Annotated in this window: 26 protein-coding genes; 13 read left to right on the top strand and 13 right to left on the bottom strand. The window is 70.6% G+C overall.

The features are described from left to right. Window positions 1-29 precede the first annotated feature (29 nt). A complete protein-coding gene (locus tag QF027_RS08600) occupies window positions 30-1,361 on the top strand; it encodes an aminotransferase class I/II-fold pyridoxal phosphate-dependent enzyme (protein WP_307073782.1) in 1,332 nt (443 codons plus the stop codon). A 94-nt stretch (window positions 1,362-1,455) separates the two neighbouring features. Here QF027_RS08600 and QF027_RS08595 read toward each other — a convergent pair whose 3' ends face one another. Beyond that, a complete protein-coding gene (locus QF027_RS08595) occupies window positions 1,456-2,379 on the bottom strand; it encodes a DMT family transporter (protein ID WP_306984537.1) in 924 nt (307 codons plus the stop codon). Between the two features lie 74 nt (window positions 2,380-2,453). Here QF027_RS08595 and QF027_RS08590 point away from each other — a divergent pair, with 74 nt between their 5' ends. After that, the gene (locus QF027_RS08590; RefSeq protein WP_306984539.1) at window positions 2,454-3,356 is read left to right on the top strand and encodes a LysR family transcriptional regulator; all 903 of its coding nucleotides are present in this window, start codon (window positions 2,454-2,456) and stop codon (window positions 3,354-3,356) included. 101 nt (window positions 3,357-3,457) lie between these two features. Here QF027_RS08590 and QF027_RS08585 read toward each other — a convergent pair whose 3' ends face one another. Further along, complete coding sequence (locus QF027_RS08585; RefSeq protein ID WP_306984541.1) at window positions 3,458-3,925, bottom strand: pyridoxamine 5'-phosphate oxidase family protein; 468 nt, start codon at window positions 3,923-3,925, stop codon at window positions 3,458-3,460. A 136-nt stretch (window positions 3,926-4,061) separates the two neighbouring features. Between QF027_RS08585 and QF027_RS08580 the strand changes: the two genes are divergently transcribed. Then, window positions 4,062-4,712 (top strand): cysteine hydrolase family protein, encoded by a 651-nt coding sequence (locus QF027_RS08580; RefSeq protein WP_307073780.1) that lies wholly within the window; start codon window positions 4,062-4,064, stop codon window positions 4,710-4,712. 4 nt (window positions 4,713-4,716) lie between these two features. Here the strand turns inward: QF027_RS08580 and QF027_RS08575 are convergent, their stop codons facing one another. Next, a complete protein-coding gene (locus QF027_RS08575) occupies window positions 4,717-5,148 on the bottom strand; it encodes a Rieske (2Fe-2S) protein (protein ID WP_306984547.1) in 432 nt (143 codons plus the stop codon). Between the two features lie 91 nt (window positions 5,149-5,239). Between QF027_RS08575 and QF027_RS08570 the strand changes: the two genes are divergently transcribed. The 7 genes from QF027_RS08570 (at window position 5,240) to QF027_RS08540 (ending at window position 11,290) form a co-directional block, all read left to right on the top strand. Next, window positions 5,240-5,995, top strand: a complete 756-nt coding sequence (locus QF027_RS08570; protein ID WP_306984549.1) for a HipA family kinase — start codon at window positions 5,240-5,242, stop codon at window positions 5,993-5,995. Then, a complete protein-coding gene (locus QF027_RS08565) occupies window positions 5,992-6,408 on the top strand; it encodes a DUF3037 domain-containing protein (protein ID WP_306984551.1) in 417 nt (138 codons plus the stop codon). Before QF027_RS08570 ends, QF027_RS08565 begins: the two co-directional genes overlap by 4 nt. Window positions 6,409-6,562: 154 nt before the next feature. Beyond that, the gene (gene fabG / locus QF027_RS08560) at window positions 6,563-7,324 is read left to right on the top strand and encodes a 3-oxoacyl-ACP reductase FabG (protein ID WP_306984553.1); all 762 of its coding nucleotides are present in this window, start codon (window positions 6,563-6,565) and stop codon (window positions 7,322-7,324) included. A 12-nt stretch (window positions 7,325-7,336) separates the two neighbouring features. Continuing rightward, the gene (locus QF027_RS08555; protein WP_306984555.1) at window positions 7,337-8,101 is read left to right on the top strand and encodes an SDR family oxidoreductase; all 765 of its coding nucleotides are present in this window, start codon (window positions 7,337-7,339) and stop codon (window positions 8,099-8,101) included. Between the two features lie 190 nt (window positions 8,102-8,291). Next, the gene (locus QF027_RS08550) at window positions 8,292-9,872 is read left to right on the top strand and encodes an ABC transporter substrate-binding protein (RefSeq protein ID WP_306984557.1); all 1,581 of its coding nucleotides are present in this window, start codon (window positions 8,292-8,294) and stop codon (window positions 9,870-9,872) included. A gap of 90 nt (window positions 9,873-9,962) precedes the next feature. Further along, window positions 9,963-10,646 (top strand): uracil-DNA glycosylase, encoded by a 684-nt coding sequence (gene ung / locus QF027_RS08545; RefSeq protein ID WP_306984559.1) that lies wholly within the window; start codon window positions 9,963-9,965, stop codon window positions 10,644-10,646. A 122-nt stretch (window positions 10,647-10,768) separates the two neighbouring features. Next, window positions 10,769-11,290 carry a hypothetical protein gene (locus tag QF027_RS08540; protein ID WP_306984562.1) on the top strand — a complete coding sequence of 174 codons (522 nt, stop codon included), beginning with the start codon at window positions 10,769-10,771 and terminating at the stop codon, window positions 11,288-11,290. 12 nt (window positions 11,291-11,302) lie between these two features. On the opposite strand, the gene QF027_RS08535 is transcribed toward QF027_RS08540, so the two are convergent. Together QF027_RS08535 and QF027_RS08530 are read right to left on the bottom strand one after the other, a co-directional pair. Next, complete coding sequence (locus tag QF027_RS08535) at window positions 11,303-11,845, bottom strand: hypothetical protein (RefSeq protein ID WP_307073778.1); 543 nt, start codon at window positions 11,843-11,845, stop codon at window positions 11,303-11,305. A 112-nt stretch (window positions 11,846-11,957) separates the two neighbouring features. Further along, window positions 11,958-12,470: a DinB family protein gene (locus QF027_RS08530; RefSeq protein ID WP_307073776.1), complete on the bottom strand. Its 513-nt coding sequence runs from the start codon at window positions 12,468-12,470 to the stop codon at window positions 11,958-11,960. Window positions 12,471-12,591: 121 nt separating this feature from the next. Here QF027_RS08530 and QF027_RS08525 point away from each other — a divergent pair, with 121 nt between their 5' ends. Beyond that, window positions 12,592-13,497: a Gfo/Idh/MocA family protein gene (locus tag QF027_RS08525; RefSeq protein WP_307073774.1), complete on the top strand. Its 906-nt coding sequence runs from the start codon at window positions 12,592-12,594 to the stop codon at window positions 13,495-13,497. Here the strand turns inward: QF027_RS08525 and lnt are convergent. From lnt to QF027_RS08490, 7 genes are all read right to left on the bottom strand, one after another. Beyond that, entirely contained in the window at window positions 13,421-14,980 is a 1,560-nt protein-coding gene (lnt, locus tag QF027_RS08520) for an apolipoprotein N-acyltransferase (protein WP_307073772.1), read from the bottom strand. The two genes, QF027_RS08525 and lnt, sit on opposite strands and share 77 nt — an antisense overlap. Window positions 14,981-15,045: 65 nt before the next feature. Further along, on the bottom strand, window positions 15,046-15,531 hold the full coding sequence (locus tag QF027_RS08515) for a nuclear transport factor 2 family protein (protein ID WP_307073770.1): 486 nt from the start codon (window positions 15,529-15,531) through the stop codon (window positions 15,046-15,048). Between the two features lie 108 nt (window positions 15,532-15,639). Next, entirely contained in the window at window positions 15,640-16,812 is a 1,173-nt protein-coding gene (locus QF027_RS08510; protein ID WP_307073768.1) for an FAD-dependent monooxygenase, read from the bottom strand. 50 nt (window positions 16,813-16,862) lie between these two features. Continuing rightward, window positions 16,863-17,042, bottom strand: coding sequence for a hypothetical protein (locus tag QF027_RS08505; protein WP_307073767.1), 180 nt, complete (start codon window positions 17,040-17,042; stop codon window positions 16,863-16,865). A 109-nt stretch (window positions 17,043-17,151) separates the two neighbouring features. Next, the gene (locus QF027_RS08500) at window positions 17,152-17,535 is read right to left on the bottom strand and encodes a DUF1877 domain-containing protein (protein ID WP_307073765.1); all 384 of its coding nucleotides are present in this window, start codon (window positions 17,533-17,535) and stop codon (window positions 17,152-17,154) included. Between the two features lie 140 nt (window positions 17,536-17,675). Further along, complete coding sequence (locus QF027_RS08495; protein WP_307073763.1) at window positions 17,676-18,551, bottom strand: undecaprenyl-diphosphate phosphatase; 876 nt, start codon at window positions 18,549-18,551, stop codon at window positions 17,676-17,678. Between the two features lie 166 nt (window positions 18,552-18,717). After that, entirely contained in the window at window positions 18,718-19,188 is a 471-nt protein-coding gene (locus QF027_RS08490) for a winged helix-turn-helix transcriptional regulator (RefSeq protein ID WP_306984585.1), read from the bottom strand. A 125-nt stretch (window positions 19,189-19,313) separates the two neighbouring features. Here QF027_RS08490 and QF027_RS08485 point away from each other — a divergent pair, with 125 nt between their 5' ends. Then, the gene (locus QF027_RS08485) at window positions 19,314-20,483 is read left to right on the top strand and encodes a thiolase family protein (protein WP_306984587.1); all 1,170 of its coding nucleotides are present in this window, start codon (window positions 19,314-19,316) and stop codon (window positions 20,481-20,483) included. 44 nt (window positions 20,484-20,527) lie between these two features. On the opposite strand, the gene QF027_RS08480 is transcribed toward QF027_RS08485, so the two are convergent. Further along, window positions 20,528-21,295, bottom strand: a complete 768-nt coding sequence (locus QF027_RS08480) for a TVP38/TMEM64 family protein (protein ID WP_306984589.1) — start codon at window positions 21,293-21,295, stop codon at window positions 20,528-20,530. Between the two features lie 315 nt (window positions 21,296-21,610). Here QF027_RS08480 and tuf point away from each other — a divergent pair, with 315 nt between their 5' ends. After that, window positions 21,611-22,780 (top strand): elongation factor Tu, encoded by a 1,170-nt coding sequence (tuf, locus tag QF027_RS08475; RefSeq protein WP_059207667.1) that lies wholly within the window; start codon window positions 21,611-21,613, stop codon window positions 22,778-22,780. Window positions 22,781-22,841 lie beyond the last annotated feature (61 nt).

Genomic DNA, 22,841 nt, shown 5'->3' with positions numbered 1-22,841 from the left:
CTCCATTGCACTAGTGCATAATCTTCTTTGTGCTAGGAGAATATCGGATCGAAGGCCGACGCGCATCGGAGATTGCGGCGAGCGTCGAGAGCGCGGTGGGTGCCGGAGAGTTGGCGCCGGGACAACTGCTGCCTCCCATGCGGGAGTTGGCGGTGGAGCTGGGGGTGAATCCCAATACGGTCGCGGCCGCCTACCGCACCCTGCGCGAGCGCGGGGTCATCGAGACCGCCGGGCGACGGGGCAGCCGAGTGCGGGCGAAGCCGGCCACCACGGGACGCGACTACATCCGGGTGGAGGTCCCGGAGGGCGTGCGGGACGTGGCGAACGGCAACCCGGACCCGGCGCTGCTGCCCCCGCTGGCGCCGGCCTTCGCCGCCGCCGCCGAACAGGGCGACCGGGAGCCGGTCCTGTACGGAGAGGCGACCGTGGACCCGGAGCTGGCGCGCCTGACGCGAGAGGCGCTGGATGCGGACGGCGTTCCGCAGGGCCCTCTCGCCGTCGCCTCCGGCTCCCTGGACGTGGTCGAGCGCGTCCTGGCCGCCCATCTCAAGCCGGGCGACACGGTCGCAGTGGAGGACCCCGGCTGGGGCAGCCTCCTCGACCTGGTCCCGGCACTGGGCCTGCGCGTCGCCCCGGTGGGTGTGGACGACGAGGGCCCGCGCGCCGATGACGTACGCAAGGCGCTGGAGGCGGGCGCCCGAGCCCTGATCATCACCGACCGGGCCCAGAACCCGACCGGCGCCTCGGTGACCGCCACGCGTGCGCGTGCCCTGCGAGCCGTCCTCGAGGATCACCCGGACATCCTCCTCATCGAGGACGACCACGGCCACGGCATCGTCGACCTGCCCCTGCACCCCCTGGCCGGAGTCACCCGCCACTGGGCCTTCGTCCGCTCGGTGGCCAAGGCCTACGGCCCCGATCTGCGCCTGGCGGTCCTCACCGGCGACGAGGTCACCGTCGACCGCGTCCACGGCCGCCACCGCCTGGGTCCCGGCTGGGTCAGCCGCATCACCCAGCGGGCGGTGGTGCACCTGTGGGCCGACGGCGTACTGGACACGGCGGAGGTGGCGGCGGCGTACCGCGAGCGCCGCGACCGGCTGATCGGCGCACTCGCGCAACGCGGAGTCGAGGCACGCGGCCGTAGCGGTCTCAACGTATGGATCCCGGTCCCGGACGAGACGGGCGCGGTGTCCCGCCTTCTGCACGCGGGTTGGGCGGTCGCCCCTGGCGCCCGCTTCAGAATGAGCGCACCGCAGGGGATCCGCGTGACCGTATCGACGTTGGCCACCACGGAGGTGCCCCACTTGGCGGACGCGATCGCGAGGGCCTTGGGCCCGTCCCCGACCCGGAATCACGTGTAAGGGGAAGGTGAGCTGCTTTCAGGGGCGGGCGCGAGGAACCGCGCGACTGCCACCTGCGACCCGCACCCGCCGACAATCCACGCACCCCGCCCCATCAGGCACCTCGTCGCACCTGACTCAGTGCCGCCCCCGCGAGTACGATCACCGCGCCCACAGGCGTCGACCAGCTCAACGACTCGCCGAGCACCGCGACCCCCGCCCCCGTGGCGATGACCGGAATGAAGTACGTGACCATCTGCGCGGTGGTCGGCCCCACTTCGGCGACCAGCCCGTACTGAACGAGCAGGGCCAGCCCCGTCCCCAGTGCGCCCAGCGCCGCGATCGCAAGCAGCGGCAGCACGTCGACATGGGTAGGTATCCCGGAGAACAGCGAAGTGACGGCCGCCAGTTGAATCGTGGCCAACAGCAACTGCGCCCCCATCAGGGATGTGTGGGAGTACCCCACACCGGCCAGAGTCCGGCGAACGTAGATCCACCCGATCGGATAGCTGAACGAGGCCAGCAGGGCCATCGCCGTCCCCCTGCCGTCCAGCCCGCTGAACCCCTGCCAGGCCCCGAGAACCGTCAGCACCCCCAGAAAACCGAGCCCGAGCCCGGCGACCCGCACGCGCGTGGGCCGGTCCTCGGACAGCGCGACGACGGACAGAACCATCCCCCACAGCGGCGAGGTCGCGTTGCAGATCCCCGCCAGCGTGGACGGGATCGTCAACTCCGCGTACGCGAAGAGCGAGAACGGCAGTGCGTTGAGCAGGAAGCCCGCGACCGCCAGATGGCCCCACGTCCGCACCCCGCGAGGGAGCCGCTCCCGCCGCACCGTCATCGCCACCGCGAGCACCAGCGTCCCGAACACCAGTCGCCCGAGCGTGACCTGGAAGGGCGCGTACCCCTCGGTGCCCACCTTGATGAGCAGAAAGCTGAATCCCCAGATCAGCGAGAGCACGCCGAAGCGCAGCCGCCAGTCGAGGGCGGGGCGGCGGGTGGTCCGCGGCGGGGCTTCGGGGACGGTCGCGGTGGTCATGCCGACCACGATCCGCCACATGATCTCTTAGCACAAGCGACTTTTTGAGCGAGATATCTCGTAGCATTGCTTACATGTTGAACCTGGAACGCCTGCGCACCCTCGACGCCCTCGCCCGGCACGGCTCGGTGAGCGGCGCCGCCGAGGGCCTGCACATCACGACCTCGGCCGTCTCGCAGCAGATGTCCAAGCTGGAGCGTGAGGTCGGCCAGCAGCTCCTCGCCAAGAACGGCCGGGGGGTGCGGCTCACCGACGCCGGTCGGCTCCTCGCCGACCACGCGGCACGCATCCTGTCCCAGGTGGAACTCGCCCAGGCCGACCTGGAGGCCCAACGCGGCCAGGTGGTGGGGGAGTTGAGGCTCGCGGCGTTCCCAACCGCCGCACGCGGGCTGTTCCCGGCCGCGATCGCGGGCCTGCACTCGGCGCATCCGGGCCTGCGGATCAGCTCGCGCGAGATGGAGCCGGAACCCGCGATCCTCGCTGTGATCCGCGGTGACTACGACCTCGCGGTCGTCTTGGACTGGTACAACAAGCCGCTGCCCGTGCCCGACGGGCTGGTGAAGGCCTCGATCGTCGACGACACGGCCGACGTGGCGATGCCCGCCACCCACCGACACGCGCACCGGAGCGAGGTCGACCTGGAGGACTTCGCCGACGACGACTGGGTCACCTGGGGCGAGAGCGAGTTCTGTCACGAGTGGCTGCTGCACACCCTCCGCTCCAAGGGCATCGAACCCCGCGTCGCGCACTGCGCGGAGGAGCATCCGACCCAACTCGCCCTGGTCGGCGCCGGACTCGGCGTGTGCGTGGCGCCCCGGCTCGGGCGCGGGCCGATCCCGGAGGGCGTGCGGACCGTGCCCGTACGGCAGTCGGTCAGCCGGCACATCTACGCCGTGTGGCGCGCGGACGCCGACCGCCGCCCGTCGATCCGGGCGGCGGTCGAGGCGCTGAAGTCGGCGGCAGGGAAGGCCGTTTGAGGCAGGCCGTTCGAGGCCGGCCCGGGGTGGTGGACCGGGCCGGTGTCAAGGCGTCCGGTGAGGCTTTGGCCGTCGAAGTCGGTCTCGTCCGCCGGACACGCCTACGCCGGGCCCAGCTTGCGGAAGTCCCAGGAGACGATCTTCTCGGGGGTCAGCCGTATCCAGGCGTGCCGACCGTCGTGCGGCATCTCCTCCAGGCGGAAGTTCTTGCGGGCGAACAGCGTCTCCGGGACGTCGAGTTCCGCGCACAGCTCTCCGGTGCGCGGAGCCTCGCCCACGAAGTCCACCGTCCCGGACAACTCCACGCCCTGCAGCTCGTCGTACTCCTCACCCGTGTCGACCACGATCGCGACCCGTGGATCGCGGCGCAGATCGGTCCAGCGCTTGCTGCGCACGACGGAGTACAGCCACACCGAGGTGCCGTCCCAGGCGAACCAGAGCGTGCTCACATGCGGAGCGCCGTCGGCGGAGACGGTGGCGACCCGGCAGGTGCGCTGGCTGGTCAGGAACTCGTCCAGCTCGCCCGGCGTCATCATGATCTTCCGGCCACGGCGCTGAGTGACGGTCATGCATCCCCCTCTTTCTCTCACGTCGTGTCAGAGGAGATCCTCTGACATCACGTCAGAAAAGGATGGGTCGTCTTCCGTCCCGACGCAATGGTGGCTACTGTCACCCGCTCCGGGCCGTCGGCGACGAGGGGGAACCGTGGCGTCGTACGAACAACTCAGCGAACTCCTCGCTCCCGAGACCACTGTCCTGCTCACGGTCGAGTGCCAGCAGGGCGTCGTCGGACCGGAGAGCGCGCTGCCCGAACTCGCCCGTGACGCAAGGGCCTCGGGTGCCCTCGCCAACGTCGCCCGGCTGGTCGCCGCCGCGCACGCGAACGGGGTCCAGGTGATCCACGCGATCGCCGAACGCCGTCCGGACGGGCGTGGCGCCAACCGCAACGCCCGCCTCTTCCGTGCCGCCGAACGCCTGCCCGTCCAGCAGCTGTCCGGGACCACCGCGGTGCGGGTGGCGGCCCCGATCGAGGTGAGCGAGGAGGACCTCGTCATACGACGGCTGCACGGTCTGTCGCCGATCCAGGGCACCGAGGTCGACGCGCTCCTGCGCAACCTCGGCTGCCGCACGCTGGTGGTGACCGGAGTCTCCGCCAACGTGGCTGTCCCCAACGCCGTGTTCGACGCCGTGAACCGCGGCTACACCGCCGTGGTGGTGACGGACGCCATCGCCGGGGTGCCCTCCGACTACACCCCGGCGATGATCCGTCACACGCTCGCCCTCGTGGCCACCCTCGCCACCACGGACGAAATGCTGTCCTGTCTGGCTCGACCCCGCCGCCCCGGGCGCGTCTGACATCTCATGCGAGCGAGATCGAGTCGCCGCTGACGGTGATCTTCTCCTCGGGCAGCGGCTGGGTCGCCGGCCCCTTCTTCACGCTGCCGTCGGTCACCGAGAACTCGCTCTTGTGGCACGGACAGGTGATGACCCCGTTGGTGATGCCCGTCACCGCACACCCCTGGTGGGTGCACTTCGACGAGAACGCCTTGAACTCGCCCGCCGTGGGCTGGGTGACCACCACGCCCGAGTCCTTGAAGATCTTGCCGCCGCCCTCGGGGATGTCCGAGGTCTTCGCGAGGACGCTGCCGGCGGCGGCAGCGTCCGACGACGAGGAGGAGTCGTCCTCCGACCCGCACGCGTTCAGGGTGAGAGCGAGTCCTGCCGCGCCGACCGCCGCCACGACGACCCGGCGACTGGGGGCCGATGCGGGATGAATCGATTCGCTGGCCATGCTGACGTCCCCTTCCACGGAATCCTTGAACTGCCCTGAGGTACGGCCCTGGAGTGCGCGTTGTTCAGATGCCCCCCAGTAACCTGGGGCGATGCTCAAGGAAGCCATCGTGACCCGCTACATCACGCCCCTGCGTGAGGGCGGCTCGCTGCCGGGGCTCGTCGAGGCCGACGACCGCGGGACGTACGTCATCAAGTTCACCGGCGCAGGTCAGGGCCGTAAGACGCTGGTCGCCGAGGTGGTGGCCGGGGAGCTCGCCCGCAGGCTCGGCTTCCGGGTGCCGCGGCTCGTGACGCTCGACCTCGACCCGGACCTGGGGCTCGGTGAGCCCGACGAGCGGGTGCAGGAACTGCTGAAGTCCAGCGGCGGCACCAACCTCGGCATGGACTTCCTCTCCGGAGCGCTCGGCTTCGACCCGCTGGCCTTCCCGGTCGGCCCGGAGGAGGCCGGCCGGATCATCTGGTTCGACGCGCTGGTCAACAACGTCGACCGCTCCTGGCGGAACCCCAACCTGCTGTGGTGGCGGGGCGAGGTGTGGCTCATCGACCACGGCGCGACCATGATCTGGCAGCACAACTGGCCCGGCGCCGAGAAGTCCGCCGCCCGTCCCTACGACGCCTCGGACCACGTCCTGAAGCCCTTCGCACCGGATGTCGCCGCGGCCGCGGCCGAACTGGGCCCCCGGGTCACCGAGGACCTCCTCGCCGAGGTCACCGCCGAGATCCCCGACGCCTGGCTGGCCGGCGAGCCCGGCTTCGAGTCGCCGGACGAACTCCGGCGGACCTACGCACGGCCGCTGCTCGCGCGCAAGGCCGTCGTCCACGAGCGGATCGAGGGGATCCAGTGACCGAGCGCCACATCATCAGGGGCGGCCGCACCGACGACCGCGAGGTCTTCGAGTACGCCCTGCTGCGGGTCGTACCCCGCGTCGAGCGGGGCGAGTGCATCAACGCGGGGGTGCTCGTCTACTGCCGCGCCAAGGCCTACGTCGGCGTGCGCACCCACCTCGACGAGGCCCGGCTGCGGGCGCTCGACCCGGACGCGGACGTGGCCGGTGTCCGGGCGGCGCTCCGCGCCGTCGAGGGGGTCTGTGCCGGCGGTGAGGGGGCCGGGCAGGCCGCCCGCGACGACGCCGGACGGCGCTTCCGCTGGCTGATCGCGCCCCGCTCCACCGTCGTCCAGCCGGGCCCCGTGCACACCGGGCTCACCACCGATCCGGCCGCCGAACCGGAGCGTCTGCTCGATCTGCTGGTCAGGTAATGGATCACACCCGGCTCGTGTGACGTTGACACCGCGTGCCATGGCTTCTAGCGTCACGTCTGCTGAAGGTACTAAGCGGTCGCTCACCGAATGGGCCGTACATTCTCAGGTCGATTTCCCCAGGTCGATTTCTCAAGGGCGAGGAGAACCAGCAATGTCCACCACAGAGCAGCGGGTAGCCGTGGTCACGGGTGCCGCGCGCGGCATCGGCGCCGCCACCGCCGTACGACTGGCGGCCGAGGGTCGCGCGGTCGCCGTGGTCGATCTCGACGAGGCCGCCTGCAAGGACACCGTGGAGAAGATCACCGCGGCCGGCGGTCGGGCGATCGCGGTCGGCGCGGACGTCTCCGACGAGGCCCAGGTGCAGGCCGCCATCGCGCGCGTGGCCGAGGAGCTCGGGGCGCCGACGATCCTCGTGAACAACGCGGGCGTGCTGCGCGACAACCTGCTCTTCAAGATGAGCGTCTCCGACTGGGACACCGTCCTGAACGTGCACCTCAAGGGCTCGTTCCTGGTCACCAAGGCCATCCAGAAGCACATGGTGGACGCGGGCTTCGGCCGGATCGTCAACCTGTCCTCGTCCTCCGCCCTCGGCAACCGCGGCCAGGCCAACTACTCCGCCGCCAAGGCCGGTCTCCAGGGCTTCACCAAGACGCTCGCCATCGAGCTCGGCAAGTTCGGCATCACCGCCAACGCCGTCGCCCCCGGCTTCATCGCCACCGACATGACCGCCGCGACCGCCGAGCGCGTCGGCATGGGCTTCGAGGAGTTCAAGGCCGCGGCCGCCACCCAGATCCCGGTCGCGCGCGTGGGCGAGCCCGACGACATCGCCAACGCCATCGCCTTCTTCACGGGCGAGGCGGCCGGATTCGTCTCCGGCCAGGTGCTGTACGTCGCCGGCGGACCGCTCGACTAGGGAAACGGGACCATGACTTCGCAACTCCCCGAGCTTTCGGGCAAGGTCGCGCTCATCACGGGCGCCAGCCGCGGCATCGGCTACGGCGTCGCCGAGGCGCTCGTCGCACGCGGTGACCGGGTGGTCATCACCGGCCGCACCGAGGACACCCTCAAGGAGGCCGTCGAGCAGCTCGGCGCCGAGCGTGCCGTCTACGTGGCGGGCAAGGCGCACGACGAGGCGCACCAGGCCGCCGCCGTCGAGCGCGCCATGGAGGCCTTCGGGCGCGTCGACTACCTGGTCAACAACGCCGGCACCAATCCGGTGTTCGGGCCGATCGCCGACCTCGACCTGAATGTGGCGCGCAAGGTCTTCGAGACCAATGTGATCTCCGCGCTCGGCTTCGCCCAGAAGACCTGGCACGCCTGGCAGAAGGACAACGGCGGCGCGATCGTCAACATCGCCTCCGTCGCGGGCCTCGCGCCCTCGCCCTTCATCGCCGCGTACGGCGTCAGCAAGGCCGCGCTGATCAACCTCACCCAGCAGCTCGCGCACGAGTTCGCGCCCGGGGTGCGGGTCAACGCGATCGCCCCCGCCGTCGTGAAGACCAAGTTCGCGTCGGCGCTGTACGAGGGCCGGGAGGCGGAGGCCGCCGCGTCCTACCCGCTGGCCCGGCTCGGCGTGCCCTCCGACATCGGCGGCGCCGCGGCCTTCCTCACCTCGGCGCAGTCCGACTGGGTCACCGGCCAGACGCTCGTCGTCGACGGCGGCATCTTCCTCAACGCCGGAGTGGGCTGACCCCCGTCGCCTCGGCACGGGCGCCCGTTGACACCGACGGCGCCCGTGTCGACACACAAAAGCCTCACAGGGGATTTACAGGGTCATCACGCCGCGATGGCCAAGCTGCCTGTGACCGAACCGGTTGAGTGTGCGTGGCGCTGCGGTATGTTTTGCCGACTCTCGGCACGGCATTTCGAGGAGCAAGCGCGTGTTCATGCGGAACCGATACCTGCCGCCCCTCGCGGCCCTCGTGTCCATATCCACGGTGGCCGGATGTGGGGTGTTCTCCTCGGACTCCTCCGACGGCGGGAAGGCGATCGTCGTGGGGACCACCAGCGCCCCGGCCACGCTGGACCCCGCGGCCTCCTGGGACAACTCCTGGGAACTGTTCCGCAACGTCTATCAGACGCTCCTGAACTACTCCCCCGGTGGATCCGACCCCGAACCCGACGCGGCCGAGAGCTGTGAGTTCACGGACACGTCGAGCACCGTGTACAGCTGCACACTGCGCGAGGGGCTGAAGTTCTCCGACGGGCACCCGCTGGACGCCAAGGCCGTCAAGTACAGCATCGACCGGATCAAGAAGATCAACCTCAACGGCGGCCCCGCGGGCCTGCTGGGAACGCTCTCCCGGGTGCAGGTGAAGGGCGACCGTGAGGTCGTCTTCCACCTCAGCCAGCCCGACGCCACCTTCCCCCTGGTGCTCACCACGCCGGCCATGTCGATCGTGGACCCCGAGGAGTACTCCGCGACCGCGATCCGCAAGGACGGGAAGATCAGCGGCTCGGGGCCCTACAGCCTCGACTCCTTCACGGAGGGCGAGAAGGCCGAGCTCGTCCGCAACGACAACTACAAGGGCATAGCGGACCTCAAGAACGACGCCGTCACCATCCGCTACTTCCAGCGGTCGGACGAGATGGTCAAGGCCCTCAAGGACAAGGAGATCTCGGTCGTCTACCGCGGTCTCGGGGCCTCCGACACCGTGGACATCGAGGTCAACCAGCAGAAGGAGGGGCTCCAACTCGTGGAGAACCCCACCACTGAGATCAGTTACCTGGTGTTCAACCCCAGTGACCCGTGGTCCGCGAAGCCCGCGGTCCGCAAGGCCGTCGCCCAGATCGTCGACCGTCCGGCACTCGTGCACTTCGTCTACAAGGACACCGTCGAGCCGCTGTACTCGATGGTCCCGGCGGGCCTCACCGGCCACACCACGGGATTCTTCGACGACTTCGGAGACCCCAGCGTGGCCAAGGCCAAGCGGTTCCTCACGGACGCGGGGATCACCGAGCGCGTCCCGCTGACCCTCTGGTACACCAGCGACCGCTACGGCTCGACGACCAAGCCCGCCTTCCAGGAGCTGAAGCGGCAGCTGGAGGCCTCCGGACTCTTCAAGATCACCCTCAAGAGCCGCCCGTGGAAGACCTACGTCGAGGGCTACCAGAACGGCGAGTACCCGGTGTTCGGGCGCGGCTGGTTCCCCGACTTCCACGACGCCGACAACTTCATCGCGCCCTTCGTGGGCCGGCAGAACGCGCTCGGTACCCCGTACGACGCCCCCGAGATCACCGGCAAGCTGCTGCCCGAGTCGCGCGCGGAGAGCGACCGCGGGGCCGTGGGGCCGCAGATCGAGGAAGCCCAGCAGGTCTTCGTGGACGACACCCGGCTGGTGCCGCTGTGGCAGGGCAAGCAGTACGTGGCCGCGAACGACGAGATCGCCGGTCTCGAGAAGGTCATCGACCCGGCGACCATGATGACGATGTGGGAGCTGTACTGGAAGACCAGCTGGTAGGACTCGGGCCCGGCCCTCACGGCACGGACTGTCAGTGGTCGCCTGTAGGTTCTGAGGCCTGAAGTGACCGCACATCGTGAGGACGTTGACGTGACCGACACCGCCATGCTGCCCGAGTCCTGGCGCGGGGTTCTGGGCGACGAACTGCAGCAGCCGTACTTCAAGGAGCTGACGGAGTTCGTCGAGGACGAGCGGGCGAAGGGTCCCGTCTACCCGCCCCGCGAGGAGGTCTTCGCCGCCCTCGACGCGACGCCGTACGACCAGGTGAAGGTCCTGATCCTCGGTCAGGACCCGTACCACGGCGAAGGCCAGGGCCACGGCCTGTGCTTCTCGGTCCGCCCGGGCGTCAGGACCCCGCCCTCCCTCCGCAACATCTACAGGGAGATGAAGGACGAGCTGGGCCTGGAGATCCCGGACAACGGCTACCTCATGCCGTGGGCCCAGCAGGGCGTCCTGCTGCTCAACGCGGTCCTCACGGTCCGCGCCGGCGAGGCCAACTCGCACAAGGGCAAGGGCTGGGAGAAGTTCACCGACGCGGTGATCCGCGCGGTGGCCGAGCGGCCCGACCCGGCCGTCTTCGTGCTGTGGGGCAACTACGCGCAGAAGAAGCTCCCCCTGATCGACGAGAGCCGGCACGTCGTGGTCAAGGGCGCGCACCCCTCCCCGCTGTCGGCGAAGAAGTTCTTCGGTTCCCGCCCGTTCACGCAGATCGACGAGGCGGTAGCCCGGCAGGGCCACGAGCCCATCGACTGGACGATCCCGAACCTCGGCTGACCCGTCCGCCGGGCCGGTGCCGCACGGCCCCGGCCCGGTCCCGCCTGACCTCGATTGTGAGTGGCGGCGGCTAGCGTCGGCAGGGACAGGGGACGACAGCCGACGAGGGCCCGGAGGACGCTTTGACGGAGCGACAGGAGCAGGCGGCGCCGGATACCGTGATGACCCGGATCGGGCAGGTCGTCATGCTGTGTCACGCGGGGGACCGCGAGGAGGCCCGCCACCGCTTCCTGGCCCTGTGGGCGGAGATCGGCGACGACGGCGACCCGTTGCACCGCTGCACCCTGGCGCACTACATGGCCGACGCCCAGGACGACCCCTGCGACGAACTCGCCTGGGACCTCAGGGCGTTGACGGCCGCGGAGGAACTCACCGAGGACCGGCTGGGCCGGCACGAGGGCGCGCTCGCCGTGCGCGCCCTGTATCCCTCGCTGCACCTCAACCTGGCCGCCGACTATCTGCGGCTCGCCCGCACGGACGCCGCCCGCACCCATCTGCGCCGGGCCCGCAGGGCGGCGGACGCCCTGGGGGAGGACAGCTACAGCGACGGTGTGCGGGCGGCGATCAGCCGGCTGGAGCTACGGCTCGGCGAGGGCGGATCCGCCGCTGACGGACGCTGGGGGCCGCCGAGGCAGCGGCCCTGAGACCGCGGTGCCTCAACGCCCGTACGCCTGGTCGCAGATGACCGACTGGGGGCTGCCCTCCTGCCGGCCGCCGTATTTTCTGCCGAGCGCGCAGACGCCCTTCGGGCCCTTGAGCACCGACTCGGGGATCGCCCTGGCCATGTCCGGGATCTCGACCCGGGGCGGCCGGTGGTGCCGGGCGTCCGGGTGCCGAGCCTCGGGATGTGCCGGGTGCGCGGGATGCCGTGGATGTCCCGGACGCGCCTGTGCCGGCTGTCGGGGCTGCGATTGCGCGGAGGCCGCCGCGGTCCCCGGAGCGCCGGCGCGCGGCGCGGCTTGCTCCGGCTTCGAGGACCGGGACGGGTCGATCATGGACAGCGCCTCCTGGGCCGGGGCCTGCACGATCTGCGGCTGCGCCTGACCGTCCGGGCGGGCCTCACCCGGTACCGGCAGCCGTGACGGTGCCGCAGTCGCCGGCGGCCCGGACAGAGGTGGACGCTGGACCGTCACACAGCCGGTGAGGGCCGAGGCAGCCACGGTGACCAGGAGCGTTGCGGTAGTCGTGGTTCGATGCACCCGCGCCACTCTGCTGGTTCGGGCGACCTCGGCGACAGCGGACGAGCGGAGGTTGCCCCGCACGGGTGATCTCCGTGCCCGTACGGTGCGCTCGGGCCTCCCGGTGCTGACGTCAATCGCCGGTGACGCCGTCGATGCGCTCGCGGATCAGGTCGGCATGGCCGTTGTGGCGGGCGTACTCCTCGATCATGTGGGTGTAGAGCCAGCGCAGGTTGAACCGCTCCCCGGTCCGGCGGTGCTTGCCCACGGTGATGTCGTCCAGGCCGAAGCGGGCCGCGTTCTGCCGGCTCTTGTCGATCTCGGCCTGCCAGGTGCCGTGCGCCTCCTGCCAGGTGTCGGCCTCGGTGAGACGGAACTCGCCGTCCGGGTCGGCCTCGCTGTAGTAGATCGGCCCCGCGTCCTCGTCGGCCAGGACCCGGCGGAACCAGTTGCGCTCCACCTCTGCCATGTGCCGCACCAGGCCCATCAGGGAGAGCGTGGACGGCTCCACCGAGGCGGTCCTGAGCTGGGCGTCGGTCAGGCCTTCGCACTTCCAGGCGAGGGTCTGCCGGTGGTAGTCCAGCCAGCCCTCCAGCATGCTGCGTTCGTCGGCGGTGGTCGCGGGTTCGGGGCGCTGAGTCGTCATCCTGGCATCCTGACTCAGCTCACCCCTCACCACCAGCGAATTCCCGGTCGTCGGCCGGGGCCCGCCGCGGCCGCCGTATGCTTCCGGAAAGGCTTTGGCCGGACAAACTGGAGGAGTCCACGTGAAGGTCGGCTGCATCGGACTCGGTGACATCGCGCAGAAGGCGTATCTGCCGGTGCTCGGCGGTCGGCCCGGCGTCGAACTGCACGTGCAGACGCGGACGCCGGCGACGCTGGCCCGGGTCGCCGACGGTCTCCACCTTCCCGAGGGGCAACGGCACCGGGACCTCGACTCGTTGCTCGCCCAGGACCTCGACGCCGCGTTCGTGCACGCGCCGACGAGCGTGCACCCCGACATCGTCGCGCGCCTGCTGGAGGCGGGCGTACCGACGTTCGTGGACAAGCCGCTCGCCTACGAACTCGCCGACTCCGAACGGCTGGTGGCGCTCGCCGAACAGCGGGACGTGAGTCTGGCCGTCGGGTTCAACCGGCGTTTCGCCCCTGGGTACGCGCAGTGCGCCGAGCATCCGCGCGAGCTGATCCTCATGCAGAAGAACCGGATCGGGCTCCCGGAGGAGCCGCGCACGATGATCCTCGACGACTTCATCCACGTCGTCGACACCCTGCGGTTCCTGGTGCCGGGGCCGGTCGACGACGTGACGGTACGCGCGCGCGTGGAGGACGGGCTGCTGCACCACGTCGTGCTCCAGCTGGCCGGGGACGGCTTCACCGCGCTCGGGGTGATGAACCGGCTCAGCGGCTCGGCCGAGGAGATCCTGGAGGTGTCCGGACAGGACACCAAGCGGCAGGTGCTCAATCTCGCCGAGGTGATCGACCACAAGGGCCAGCCGACTGTGCGGCGGCGCGGCGACTGGGTGCCGGTGGCCCGGCAGCGCGGCATCGAGCAGGCGGTGCTCGCCTTCCTCGACGCCGTGCGCGCGGGAAAGGTGCTCAGCGCCCGGGACGCGCTGGCGACCCATGAGCTGTGCGAGCGGGTGGTACACGCGGTTCAGGAGCGGTCCGCCTGAACCGCCGGCCCAGCTGGGCGGCGCACCACACGGCGAGGATCAGCAGGGCCACGTGCACCGGCCAGTCGCCGAAGCGGACGTACGGCGTCGTCCCGGTCGCCAGCGGTACGTCGTACACGCGCGAGGTGCTGGAGTCGGTGCCGATCCACCGGCCGACGCGCTGCCCGCTCGCGTCGTAGACCGCGGAGATGCCGGTCAGGGTCGAGTGCACCATCGGGCGGCCTGTCTCGGCGGCGCGCAGGGCGGCGAGCGAGGCGTGCTGCTCGGGGGCCCAGCTCTGCTGGAAGGACGAGGTCGACGACTGGGCGATCAGCAACTGGGCGCCGTCCTCGGCGAGATGGCGGCTCATGTCGGGAAACGCCGACTCGAAGCACACCATCGGCCCGACCTTCAGCCCGTGACCGACGTCCATCACGACCTGCTCGGAACCGTGCCTGCGGTTCTCGCCCGCCGCTTTGCCGACCGAGGTGACCCAGCCGAGCAGGGAGCGGGCCGGGATGTACTCGCCGAAGGGGACGAGCCGCATCTTGTCGTAGCGGTCGCCGGTGAGCCCGCCGGCTCCCACGAGCACCGAACTCTTGTAGATGCCGGGCTTGTCGGAGCGGCGGGCGTCCACGTTGACGAGGATGTCGGCACCGGTCTCCTCGGACAGCGCCGCGATCCGCTTCGCCAGGTCGGGGCGGTCCCCGAGGTCGAAGCCGACACTGCTCTCGCCCCACACGATCAGGTCGACGTCCTGCCCGGCGAGTTCGCGGGTCAGCTGTTCCTCGCGTGCGAAGCGCCGGTCGGGGCCGTCGATGACACCGGGCTGGACGACCGCGATCCGTGTCGTCCCCCCGGTGTCGGGGCGCGGTGACCACATCCAGGCCGCCGAGGTCACGGCGGCCGTGGCGACCAGACCCGCCACCGCGGGGACCCTGGACTCACGCACCGTCACCAACACGGCGACCGCCACATTGACGGCCACGATCAGGAAGCTGAGCAGCCACACCCCGCCCACCGAGGCCAGCCGCAGCGCCGGTTCCACCTCCCACTGGCTGGAGCCGAGTACGCCCCACGGGCCGCCGAGCCCCTGCCAGGAGCGGACGAGTTCGATACCGAGCCAGCCCGACGGCAGCACGGCAAGCGCCGCCGCGATCCGGCCGCGCGAGGGCGTCCCGGCCAGGAAGTGCCGCACCAGCGCTCCCCACGGCGCCCACAGCGCGCCGAGCAGGGCGCCGATGACGAAGATGAACACACTCAGGGTCGGCAGCAGCCAGTGGTGCATCCCCACCATGAACCCGAAACCGCCGGCCCAGCCGTCGTACGCCGCCCGTTTCGCCGTGGGAGCCGAGCGGATCAGCGCGATCCAGGGGACGAGGGCGACGTAGGCGAACCACCACAGGGACGGTGCCGGGAACGCGAGGACGGGGAGAGCGCCTGCCACAGCGGCGACGATCGAGCGCCGCCACGGGGAGGCGAGCCAGTGGCCGAACGTGTTCATACGGCGCCTCCTACCCCGTGGGTGACTCCAGTGTGCGTGTGGTCGATCACCCCGAGGGCGTCGGCTCAGTTGATCACAGGTGTGGACCGAGGGTCCGGCAGACGCCGCCACTTCTCCTGTACGACGACCTCGCGCAGCCGCCAGCCGTCGTCCGTGCGCAGCAGAGCGAAGGCGTAGCGGCCGCCGCAGACGAAGTCGGGGGCGGTGGAGGCGGTGCCGTCGTCGGCGAGCCGCATCGGGTTGATGTAGTCGGCCTGGACGCGGGCCGTGTCGCCGGTGTCCTGGTCCAGGGTGCCGAACCGGACGCGGCGGTTGACGATCAGATGCTGGCGCATCGAGAACAGCCGCAGGCTCTCCGCGAGCCATGCGGCGACCTTGCGCGCGTCTCCCTCGACCCCGCCCGCCGAGCGGTAGTCGGCCCGCCCGTCGGAGGTGAACAGGCCTCGGTACGCCTCCCAGTCGCCGTCGTCCACGGCCACGGCGTAGTCGGTGACGAGTGCGTCCACGGTCAGCCGGTCCATCACGGTCGCGAGCTCCACACGCTGCGTCATCGGCTCAGTGTTGGGCATGGGGCTGGCCGCGCCAAGGGGCGTGCGGTGACATTCGGAGGGCGGGTCGGGGGTGCTCGTCGGGGGACGGGGTGGTCGACGGGTGGGCGGTCAGCCGTCGGCCAGGACGTCCACCGGCCAGGCGGCCGAGTGCGGACCGAACCTGTTCTCGGCCGCGAGGGCGACCATGCGGGCGTTGCGCGCCTCGGCCTCGGGGCCGTCGGGCAGGTGGTAGTCGTGGCCCGCGCGGGCGGAACTGGCCTGCACGGATGTGGCGGCCGGGACCCGCCTGCGGACGTACCGGTCGAGCGCTTCGGGCACCTCGTCGGGTGCTGCGCCGGTGAGGCAGTCGCCGAGCACGGCCGCGTCCATGACGGCCTGGGCCGCGCCCTGGGCCTGGAAGGGCACCATCGCGTGCGCGCTGTCGCCGAGCAGAGTGACTCGGCCGACGTGCCAGCGGGTGAGGGGGGCGCGTGTGTAGATGCCGTAGCGCAGGACCTGGCCCGCGCGGTCGAGGACGGTCAGCAGCCGGGGGTCCCAGCCGGAGAACGTGCGCAGCTGCTCGCCGGGTTCGGCCCGCGCGGTCCACGACTCCTGGGCCGCCTGGTCCGTCACGAACACGGCGACGACGTTGAGCAGTTCGCCGCGGCGCAGCCAGTAGTGGACGACGTGGCGGCCCGGGCCGAGCCAGCCGGCGTACTCCGGGAGGTCCAGGTCGGCGACCTCGGCGGCGGGGAGCAGGGCCCGGTATGCGACGGTGTGCGAGAACACCGCCTCGTCCGCGCCGAAGAGCCACTGGCGGGCGGCTGAGCGGATGCCGTCGGCGGCCACGACGAGGTCGGCGACCAGACGTTCACCGCTCGCCGTGGTCACGTGGGCCGCGGTGTCGTCCTGGTCGATCCCCACGACGGCGGTGGCCAGGCGCAGCGACTCGGGCGGTACGGCGGCGGCCAGGGCCTGTTGGAGATCGGCCCGGTGGACCTGGAGGTACGGCGCCCCGAACTCCTCCTCGGCCTCGCGGCCGATGACGTAGCGGCAGATCTCGCGGCCGTCGGACCAGGTGCGGAAGCTCATGTGGGCCGGGCGCGTGGACTGTTCCGCGACGGCGTCGAGCAGGTCCAAGCGGCGCAGTACGCGCGTGGCGTTGGGGGCGAGCTGGATGCCGGCGCCGATCTCGGTGAGCTGCCGCGACTGCTCGACGAGCGTCACCTCATGGCCGGCCCGGCGCAGGCTCAGCGTCGCGGTCAGTCCACCGATGCCCGCGCCCACGACGATCGCTCTCATGGCATGACCTCACTTCGACGGTCGTACCGGTTGTGTCGGCGGACGTGGGCTCAGGCCGCCTCGATGACGTCAGTGCGGATCGCTGCCGCCCACTCGACCACCAACAGCTCGTACTCCGCGCGCTCCTGGGACGACAGCGTGCCGCCGGCGCGCATCCAGAGCGCCCGGATCTGCTCGTTCACCTCGGCAGCAGACCGCGCGGAACCACGGGTCAGGGAATCGGGGGACATGCGCACAAGCCTAGGCGCAAGCACTGACAGTCCGCTACCGGACGGCTACGCAGAACGTATGCGATTGGTCACGGGTTTCGGGGCGCGCGCCACGGTGCCGGTGCCCGGGTCAGTCGACCCAGATGACCACACACCATCCGCGATGGGCGGCCTCGCGGTAGAACTGCCGCATCGCAGCGCAGTGTTCGACCAGGTGGGCGCGGACGTCGCCGACGAACCCCGGGCCGAAGCCGCACACGGCCGCCGCCTCGGCAGGGGTGGCCGGCAGGTCCGCGAGCAGGGTGCCCACGTCGATGGCGTCGAGCCCGTGCGCGATGTCGGCGACGGCAGTGGGCCCGAGCAGGCGCGGTGGGTCCGCGAAACCGTCGTACACCTCGTCGTGGTCGAGAAAGCCGACATCGCCGTCCGGGTCGCCGGAGACCGCGCGTTCGAGCAGGGCCGCCGTGGCCGGGGCGGCTCCCGACGCGCGGCAGTGGCGGATGAGTCCCCACACCGCCCAGCCCGCGTCCAGAAGGTCCTCGGCCGGTGGGCCCCAGTTCGGTACCGCGCCCGGTGAGTCCAGGGCCGAGGCGCGACAGCGTTCCAGGTACTCCGGTGTGACGCGCGCGAACCGCTGGGTCAGGGCAATGCGTGTCAGCCTGCGGACTCCGCCGCGTGCGGGCTCAGGGCGCCCATCGTGACCAGGGCGATGATGACGATGCCGAGGGCGATGCGGTACCAGACGAAGGGCATGAAGCTCTTGGTCGAGATGAACTTCATGAACCAGGCGATGACCGCGTATCCGACGACGAAGGCGATCACCGTGGCGAAGATCGTGGGGCCCCAGGAGACGTGGTCGCTCTCCATCGCGTCCTTCAACTCGAAGAGGCCGGAGGCCAGTACTGCGGGGATGGCGAGAAGGAAGGAGTAGCGCGCGGCGGACTCGCGCTTGTACCCCATGAACAGGCCGCCACTGATCGTCGCGCCGGAGCGGGAGACGCCGGGGACGAGGGCCATGGACTGGCAGAGGCCGAAGATCAGGCCGTCCTTGACGCCGAGGTCCTCGAGTCCCTTGCGCTGCTTGGGCGCGCGATGCCGCCCGCCGCTCTCGTCGCGTGCCGCCAGCCGGTCCGCGACGCCTATGACGATGCCGACGACGATCAACATCGTGGCGGTGATGCGCAGATCGCGGAACGGCCCCTCGATCTGGTCCTTGAACAGCAGTCCCAGCACACCGATGGGGATGGAGCCGACGATCACCAGCCAGCCCATCTGGGCGTCGTGGTCGCCGCGCAGCTCCTTCTTGACCAGGGAACGGCTCCACGTCGAGATGATCCGCCCGATGTCCTTGCGGAAGTAGATCAGTACGGCCGCCTCGGTGCCGATCTGGGTGATCGCGGTGAAGGCCGCCCCTGGGTCCTCCCAGCCCGAGAAGGCCGCGGTCAGGCGCAGATGCGCACTGGAGGAGACGGGAAGGAACTCGGTCAGCCCCTGGACGAGTCCGAGGACGAGTGATTCAAACCAAGACATGAAGTTACGGCGTCCAAGTGCTGGTCGTGTGAGGGGAGTCGGGCGTGCCACATCACCGGGCGCGGTGATCGGGGTGCGAGGGCAGCGTAGCGTCCCCCGGTGACAGGCCGGCCACAGGGGCGAGCCAGGGGCGGGCGGGGCATGTCCGGGCGCGGCCGGTGAGCGCTTACGCGGCCGTCGGGCCCGTCAGCGTCCAGCCGGGGGTCTGCGGGTGGGACGTCAGGTCCTCGTGCACCACCGTGCCGCCGCAGGCCGCGCAGGCGACGACGGGCGTCAGTTCATGGCCGCAGCTGTGTTCCAGGACCATGGGCCGGTCGTCGTCCTCGCGCAGGTGCCGGTCACCCCACGCCATGAGCGTCAGCAGCACCGGCTCCAGTTCGAGCCCTGCCTGCGTGGGCCGGTACTCGAAGCGCTGCGGTCGCTCGCTGTAGACCCGCTTGGTCAGGATCCCGGCGTCGACGAGCCGGCGCAGCCGGGCGGCCAGGATGTCCCGCGGGGCCCCGATGTTGCGCACGAGCTGGTCGAAGCGGCCGTTGCCCAGGCAGACCTCCCGCAGCACGAGCAGCGAGTACTTCTCGCCGACGAGCGCCAGGGCGTCGGCGATCGAACAGGGGCGCGGGTCTCGGGTGGCGGCCATGGCACCCAGTCTAGGGGAGGGTTTGGTTCTCCAACTCAAGGGTTTGATTTTCCAACCTACAAGGTTATGGTGAGTTTGGATTCCCTACTCACCGGTAATCGCCCTCATTGATGGAGGCCCGCACCATGCGTGACGCAGTCATCGTCGAAGCCGTACGCACCCCCATAGGCAAGGGCAAGCCCAACGGCTCCCTCGCGCACGTGCACCCCGTCGAACTCCTCGCCCACACCCTGCGCACCCTCGTCGAGCGCTCCGGCGTCGACCCGGCGCTCATCGACGACGTCATCGGCGGCACCGTCGACCAGGTCGGCGAGCAGGCCATGAACACCACCCGCTACGCGGCCCTGTCGGCCGGCTTCCCGGAGACGGTCCCGGCGACCACCGTGGACCGCCAGTGCGGCTCCTCCCAGCAGGCCGTGCACTTCGCCGCGCAGGGCGTGATCGCGGGCGCGTACGACCTCGTCGTCGCCTGCGGGGTCGAGTCGATGAGCCGGGTGCCGATGTGGTCGAACGTTCCCGAGGGCAAGGACCCCTTCGGTCCCGGGGTCGCCGAGCGCTACAAGGAAGGCCTCGTCCCGCAGGGCATCAGTGCCGAGCTCATCGCCGCCAAGTGGTCGATCACGCGCGAGCGGATGGACGCGTTCGCCGTCTCCTCGCACCAGAAGGCGGCTGCAGCCTGGGAGAAGGGTCTGTTCGACGCCGAGGTCGCGCCGCTGGACGGTGTCTCGCGCGACGAGTGCGTACGCCCGGGCAGCACTCCGGAGATCCTCGCCGGCCTGAGGCCCGCCTACTACGACCCGAACTTCGCCGAACGCTTCCCACAGATCGAGTGGAACGTGACCGCGGGCAACGCGAGCCCGATCAACGACGGTGCCTCGGCCGTCCTCATCACGTCGAGCGAGACAGCCGAACGGCTGGGCCTGCGCCCGCTGGCCCGCCTCCACAGCTTCGCCGTCACCGGCTCCGACCCGATCCTCATGCTCACCGGAGTCATCCCCGCCACGGAGCAGGTCCTGCGCCGAGCCCACCTCACCCTCGACGACATCGACCTCTTCGAGGTCAACGAGGCGTTCTCCAGCGTGGTCCTCGCCTGGCAGCAGGAGACGGGTGCGGATCTGTCCAAGGTCAACGTCCACGGTGGCGCGATAGCGATAGGCCACCCCCTGGGCGCGAGCGGCACCCGTCTGACGACGACGCTGGTGCACGCGATGCGGGAGCGCGGGGCCCGTTACGCCCTGCAGACGATGTGCGAGGCGGGCGGACTGGCCAACGCGATGATCTTGGAGGGGGTGTGACGAGGGCCCTTTAGAGGCGCCCTCCGCCCCACCCCGTCAAGCGCTCAACGGCGTCGCAGATGATGCCGCTTGCGCCACGCCACGATCGCCCCCGCCAATCCCGGCAGGGCAATCGCCGCCATGGCGATCAGAAAAGCGGGCGAAGTCGGCGCCGAAGCCCGCGCCCCGGCGACCACGTACGCGGCGGTGTTCGGAATCGACCCGAGCGCCGTCGCGACGAGGAACGGGACGTACCCCATCCGGGAGACCGCGGCACAGTAGTTCGCCGCCCAGAACGGCACTCCGGGAAACAGCCGGGCCGCCAGCATCGACCGGAACCCGTGCCGACTGAGCTGCCCGTCCGCCGCCTTCAGCCACCGCCCCCGCAGCAGCGGCCGCAGGGCGTCCTGCCCGAGCACCCGGCCCAGACCAAAGGCGATCCCCGCCCCGAGCACGGTGCCGGCGAGGGCCGACGCGAGCCCGATCTGCGAACCGAAGAGGGCGCCGGCGGCGAGATTCAGCAGGGGCCGAGGCACGAACGCCACAGTGCACAGCCCGTACGCCACCCCGAACACGACAGCGGCCGCGACCCCGCCGAGCTGGGGCGGCCAGCCGTCGGAGAGCAGTCTCTGCGGCTCGAAGAGCAGGACCGTGGACGCGGCGCCCGCGAGCAGCACGACGAGCAGGGACAACCGGGACCACGGCGACAGCAGCACTCTCGTGCAACGGGAGGTGAGACCCACCGGAGCGGGGACGGGGAGAGCGAACTCCGTGGCGATGGCCGGGGGAGGGGCCGTGGCGGTGCCCCCAGAGCGGGTGGTGGCATCGAGCATTCAGTGACGGTAACCGACATGGATGTGTGATCGCCGTACGGATGCCGCCGGTTGCGCGGACGGGCGGCGCAAAAACCGTTCGACGTGGGACGACACGTGGGACATGATCTGCGTCATGTTCCGGTACGCCTTCGCTCTCGCAGCATCCGCAGTCGCGGATGCGCCGAAGGCTGCCGTTCCCGTGTTCCTGGCCGCCGCAGACGGCGCCCGAAGCTGACCCTTCCCGGACAGTCCGGCGGACCCCGCAGGGGGAGGGTCGGCGAGTCCTTGGGGTCCCGTTCCTCCACGAACACGAAGAGGCTTCGAGGTACAGCCATGTCCAAGACCGCTTACGTGCGCACCAAGCCGCACCTGAACATCGGCACGATGGGTCACGTCGACCACGGCAAGACCACACTGACCGCCGCCATCACCAAGGTCCTGTCCGAGCGGGGCAGCGGCACCTTCGTGCCGTTCGACCGCATCGACCGGGCCCCGGAGGAGGCCGCGCGCGGGATCACCATCAACATCGCGCACGTCGAGTACGAGACCGACACCCGGCACTACGCCCACGTGGACATGCCGGGCCACGCCGACTACGTCAAGAACATGGTCACCGGAGCCGCGCAGCTCGACGGGGCGATCCTCGTCGTCTCCGCGCTCGACGGGATCATGCCGCAGACCGCCGAACACGTGCTGCTGGCGCGGCAGGTGGGTGTCGACCACGTCGTGGTCGCCCTCAACAAGGCGGACGCGGCCGACGAGGAACTGGTCGAGCTCGTCGAACTGGAGGTCCGTGAGCTGCTCACCGCGCACGGCTACGGCGGCGACGCCGTGCCCGTCGTACGGGTCTCGGGGCTGAAGGCCCTGGAGGGGGACCCGCGTTGGACGGCGTCGATCGAGGCGCTGCTCGACGCGGTGGACACGTACGTGCCCATCCCCGAGCGGTATCTGGACGCGCCGTTCCTGATGCCCGTCGAGAACGTGCTGACCATCACCGGCCGGGGGACCGTGGTGACCGGCGCGGTCGAGCGGGGCACCGTGCGGGTGGGTGACCGGGTCGACGTGCTCGGGGCCGCGGTGGAGACGGTGGTGACCGGGGTCGAGACCTTCGGCAAGCCGATGGAGGAGGCGCAGGCCGGGGACAACGTGGCGTTGCTGCTGCGGGGCGTTCCCCGGGACGCGGTCCGGCGGGGGCATGTCGTGGCCGCGCCCGGCAGTGTGGTGCCGAGCCGTCGCTTCACCGCGCAGGTGTATGTGCTGTCGGCGCGGGAGGGCGGGCGTACGACGCCTGTCTCCACCGGGTACCGGCCGCAGTTCTACATCCGTACGGCGGATGTGGTGGGGGATGTCGATCTCGGTGAGGTCGCTGTCGCCCGGCCTGGAGAGAAGGTCGTCATGACCGTGGAGCTGGGGCGGGACGTGCCGCTTGAGCCAGGTCTCGGATTCGCCATCCGTGAGGGTGGTCGGACCGTCGGGGCGGGGACCGTCACTGCCCTTGTCTGAGGGTGGTTTCGGTTCGTGGGGGACTGCGGGGCCGTTGTGGCTGGTCGCGCAGTCCCCGGCG

The sequence above is a fragment of the Streptomyces canus genome, assembly GCF_030816965.1.
GTDB lineage: Bacteria > Actinomycetota > Actinomycetes > Streptomycetales > Streptomycetaceae > Streptomyces > Streptomyces canus_E.
The sequence above is the reverse complement of the archived record's forward strand: the minus strand, read 5'-3'. Positions and strand labels throughout refer to the sequence as shown.

Excerpts from the sequence above, each read along its gene's own strand:
- QF027_RS08590 (WP_306984539.1), top strand. The coding sequence starts at position 2,454 with ATGTTGAACCTGGAACGCCTGCGCACCCTCGACGCCCTCGCCCGGCAC.
- lnt (WP_307073772.1), bottom strand. The coding sequence starts at position 14,980 with ATGAACACGTTCGGCCACTGGCTCGCCTCCCCGTGGCGGCGCTCGATC.
- QF027_RS08595 (WP_306984537.1), bottom strand. The coding sequence starts at position 2,379 with ATGACCACCGCGACCGTCCCCGAAGCCCCGCCGCGGACCACCCGCCGC.
- tuf (WP_059207667.1), top strand. The coding sequence starts at position 21,611 with ATGTCCAAGACCGCTTACGTGCGCACCAAGCCGCACCTGAACATCGGC.
- QF027_RS08510 (WP_307073768.1), bottom strand. The coding sequence starts at position 16,812 with ATGAGAGCGATCGTCGTGGGCGCGGGCATCGGTGGACTGACCGCGACG.
- QF027_RS08570 (WP_306984549.1), top strand. The coding sequence starts at position 5,240 with ATGCTCAAGGAAGCCATCGTGACCCGCTACATCACGCCCCTGCGTGAG.
- QF027_RS08585 (WP_306984541.1), bottom strand. The coding sequence starts at position 3,925 with ATGACCGTCACTCAGCGCCGTGGCCGGAAGATCATGATGACGCCGGGC.
- QF027_RS08575 (WP_306984547.1), bottom strand. The coding sequence starts at position 5,148 with ATGGCCAGCGAATCGATTCATCCCGCATCGGCCCCCAGTCGCCGGGTC.
- QF027_RS08480 (WP_306984589.1), bottom strand. The coding sequence starts at position 21,295 with ATGCTCGATGCCACCACCCGCTCTGGGGGCACCGCCACGGCCCCTCCC.
- QF027_RS08505 (WP_307073767.1), bottom strand. The coding sequence starts at position 17,042 with ATGTCCCCCGATTCCCTGACCCGTGGTTCCGCGCGGTCTGCTGCCGAG.
- QF027_RS08555 (WP_306984555.1), top strand. The coding sequence starts at position 7,337 with ATGACTTCGCAACTCCCCGAGCTTTCGGGCAAGGTCGCGCTCATCACG.
- QF027_RS08485 (WP_306984587.1), top strand. The coding sequence starts at position 19,314 with ATGCGTGACGCAGTCATCGTCGAAGCCGTACGCACCCCCATAGGCAAG.
- QF027_RS08530 (WP_307073776.1), bottom strand. The coding sequence starts at position 12,470 with ATGACGACTCAGCGCCCCGAACCCGCGACCACCGCCGACGAACGCAGC.
- QF027_RS08515 (WP_307073770.1), bottom strand. The coding sequence starts at position 15,531 with ATGACGCAGCGTGTGGAGCTCGCGACCGTGATGGACCGGCTGACCGTG.
- fabG (WP_306984553.1), top strand. The coding sequence starts at position 6,563 with ATGTCCACCACAGAGCAGCGGGTAGCCGTGGTCACGGGTGCCGCGCGC.
- QF027_RS08490 (WP_306984585.1), bottom strand. The coding sequence starts at position 19,188 with ATGGCCGCCACCCGAGACCCGCGCCCCTGTTCGATCGCCGACGCCCTG.
- QF027_RS08495 (WP_307073763.1), bottom strand. The coding sequence starts at position 18,551 with ATGTCTTGGTTTGAATCACTCGTCCTCGGACTCGTCCAGGGGCTGACC.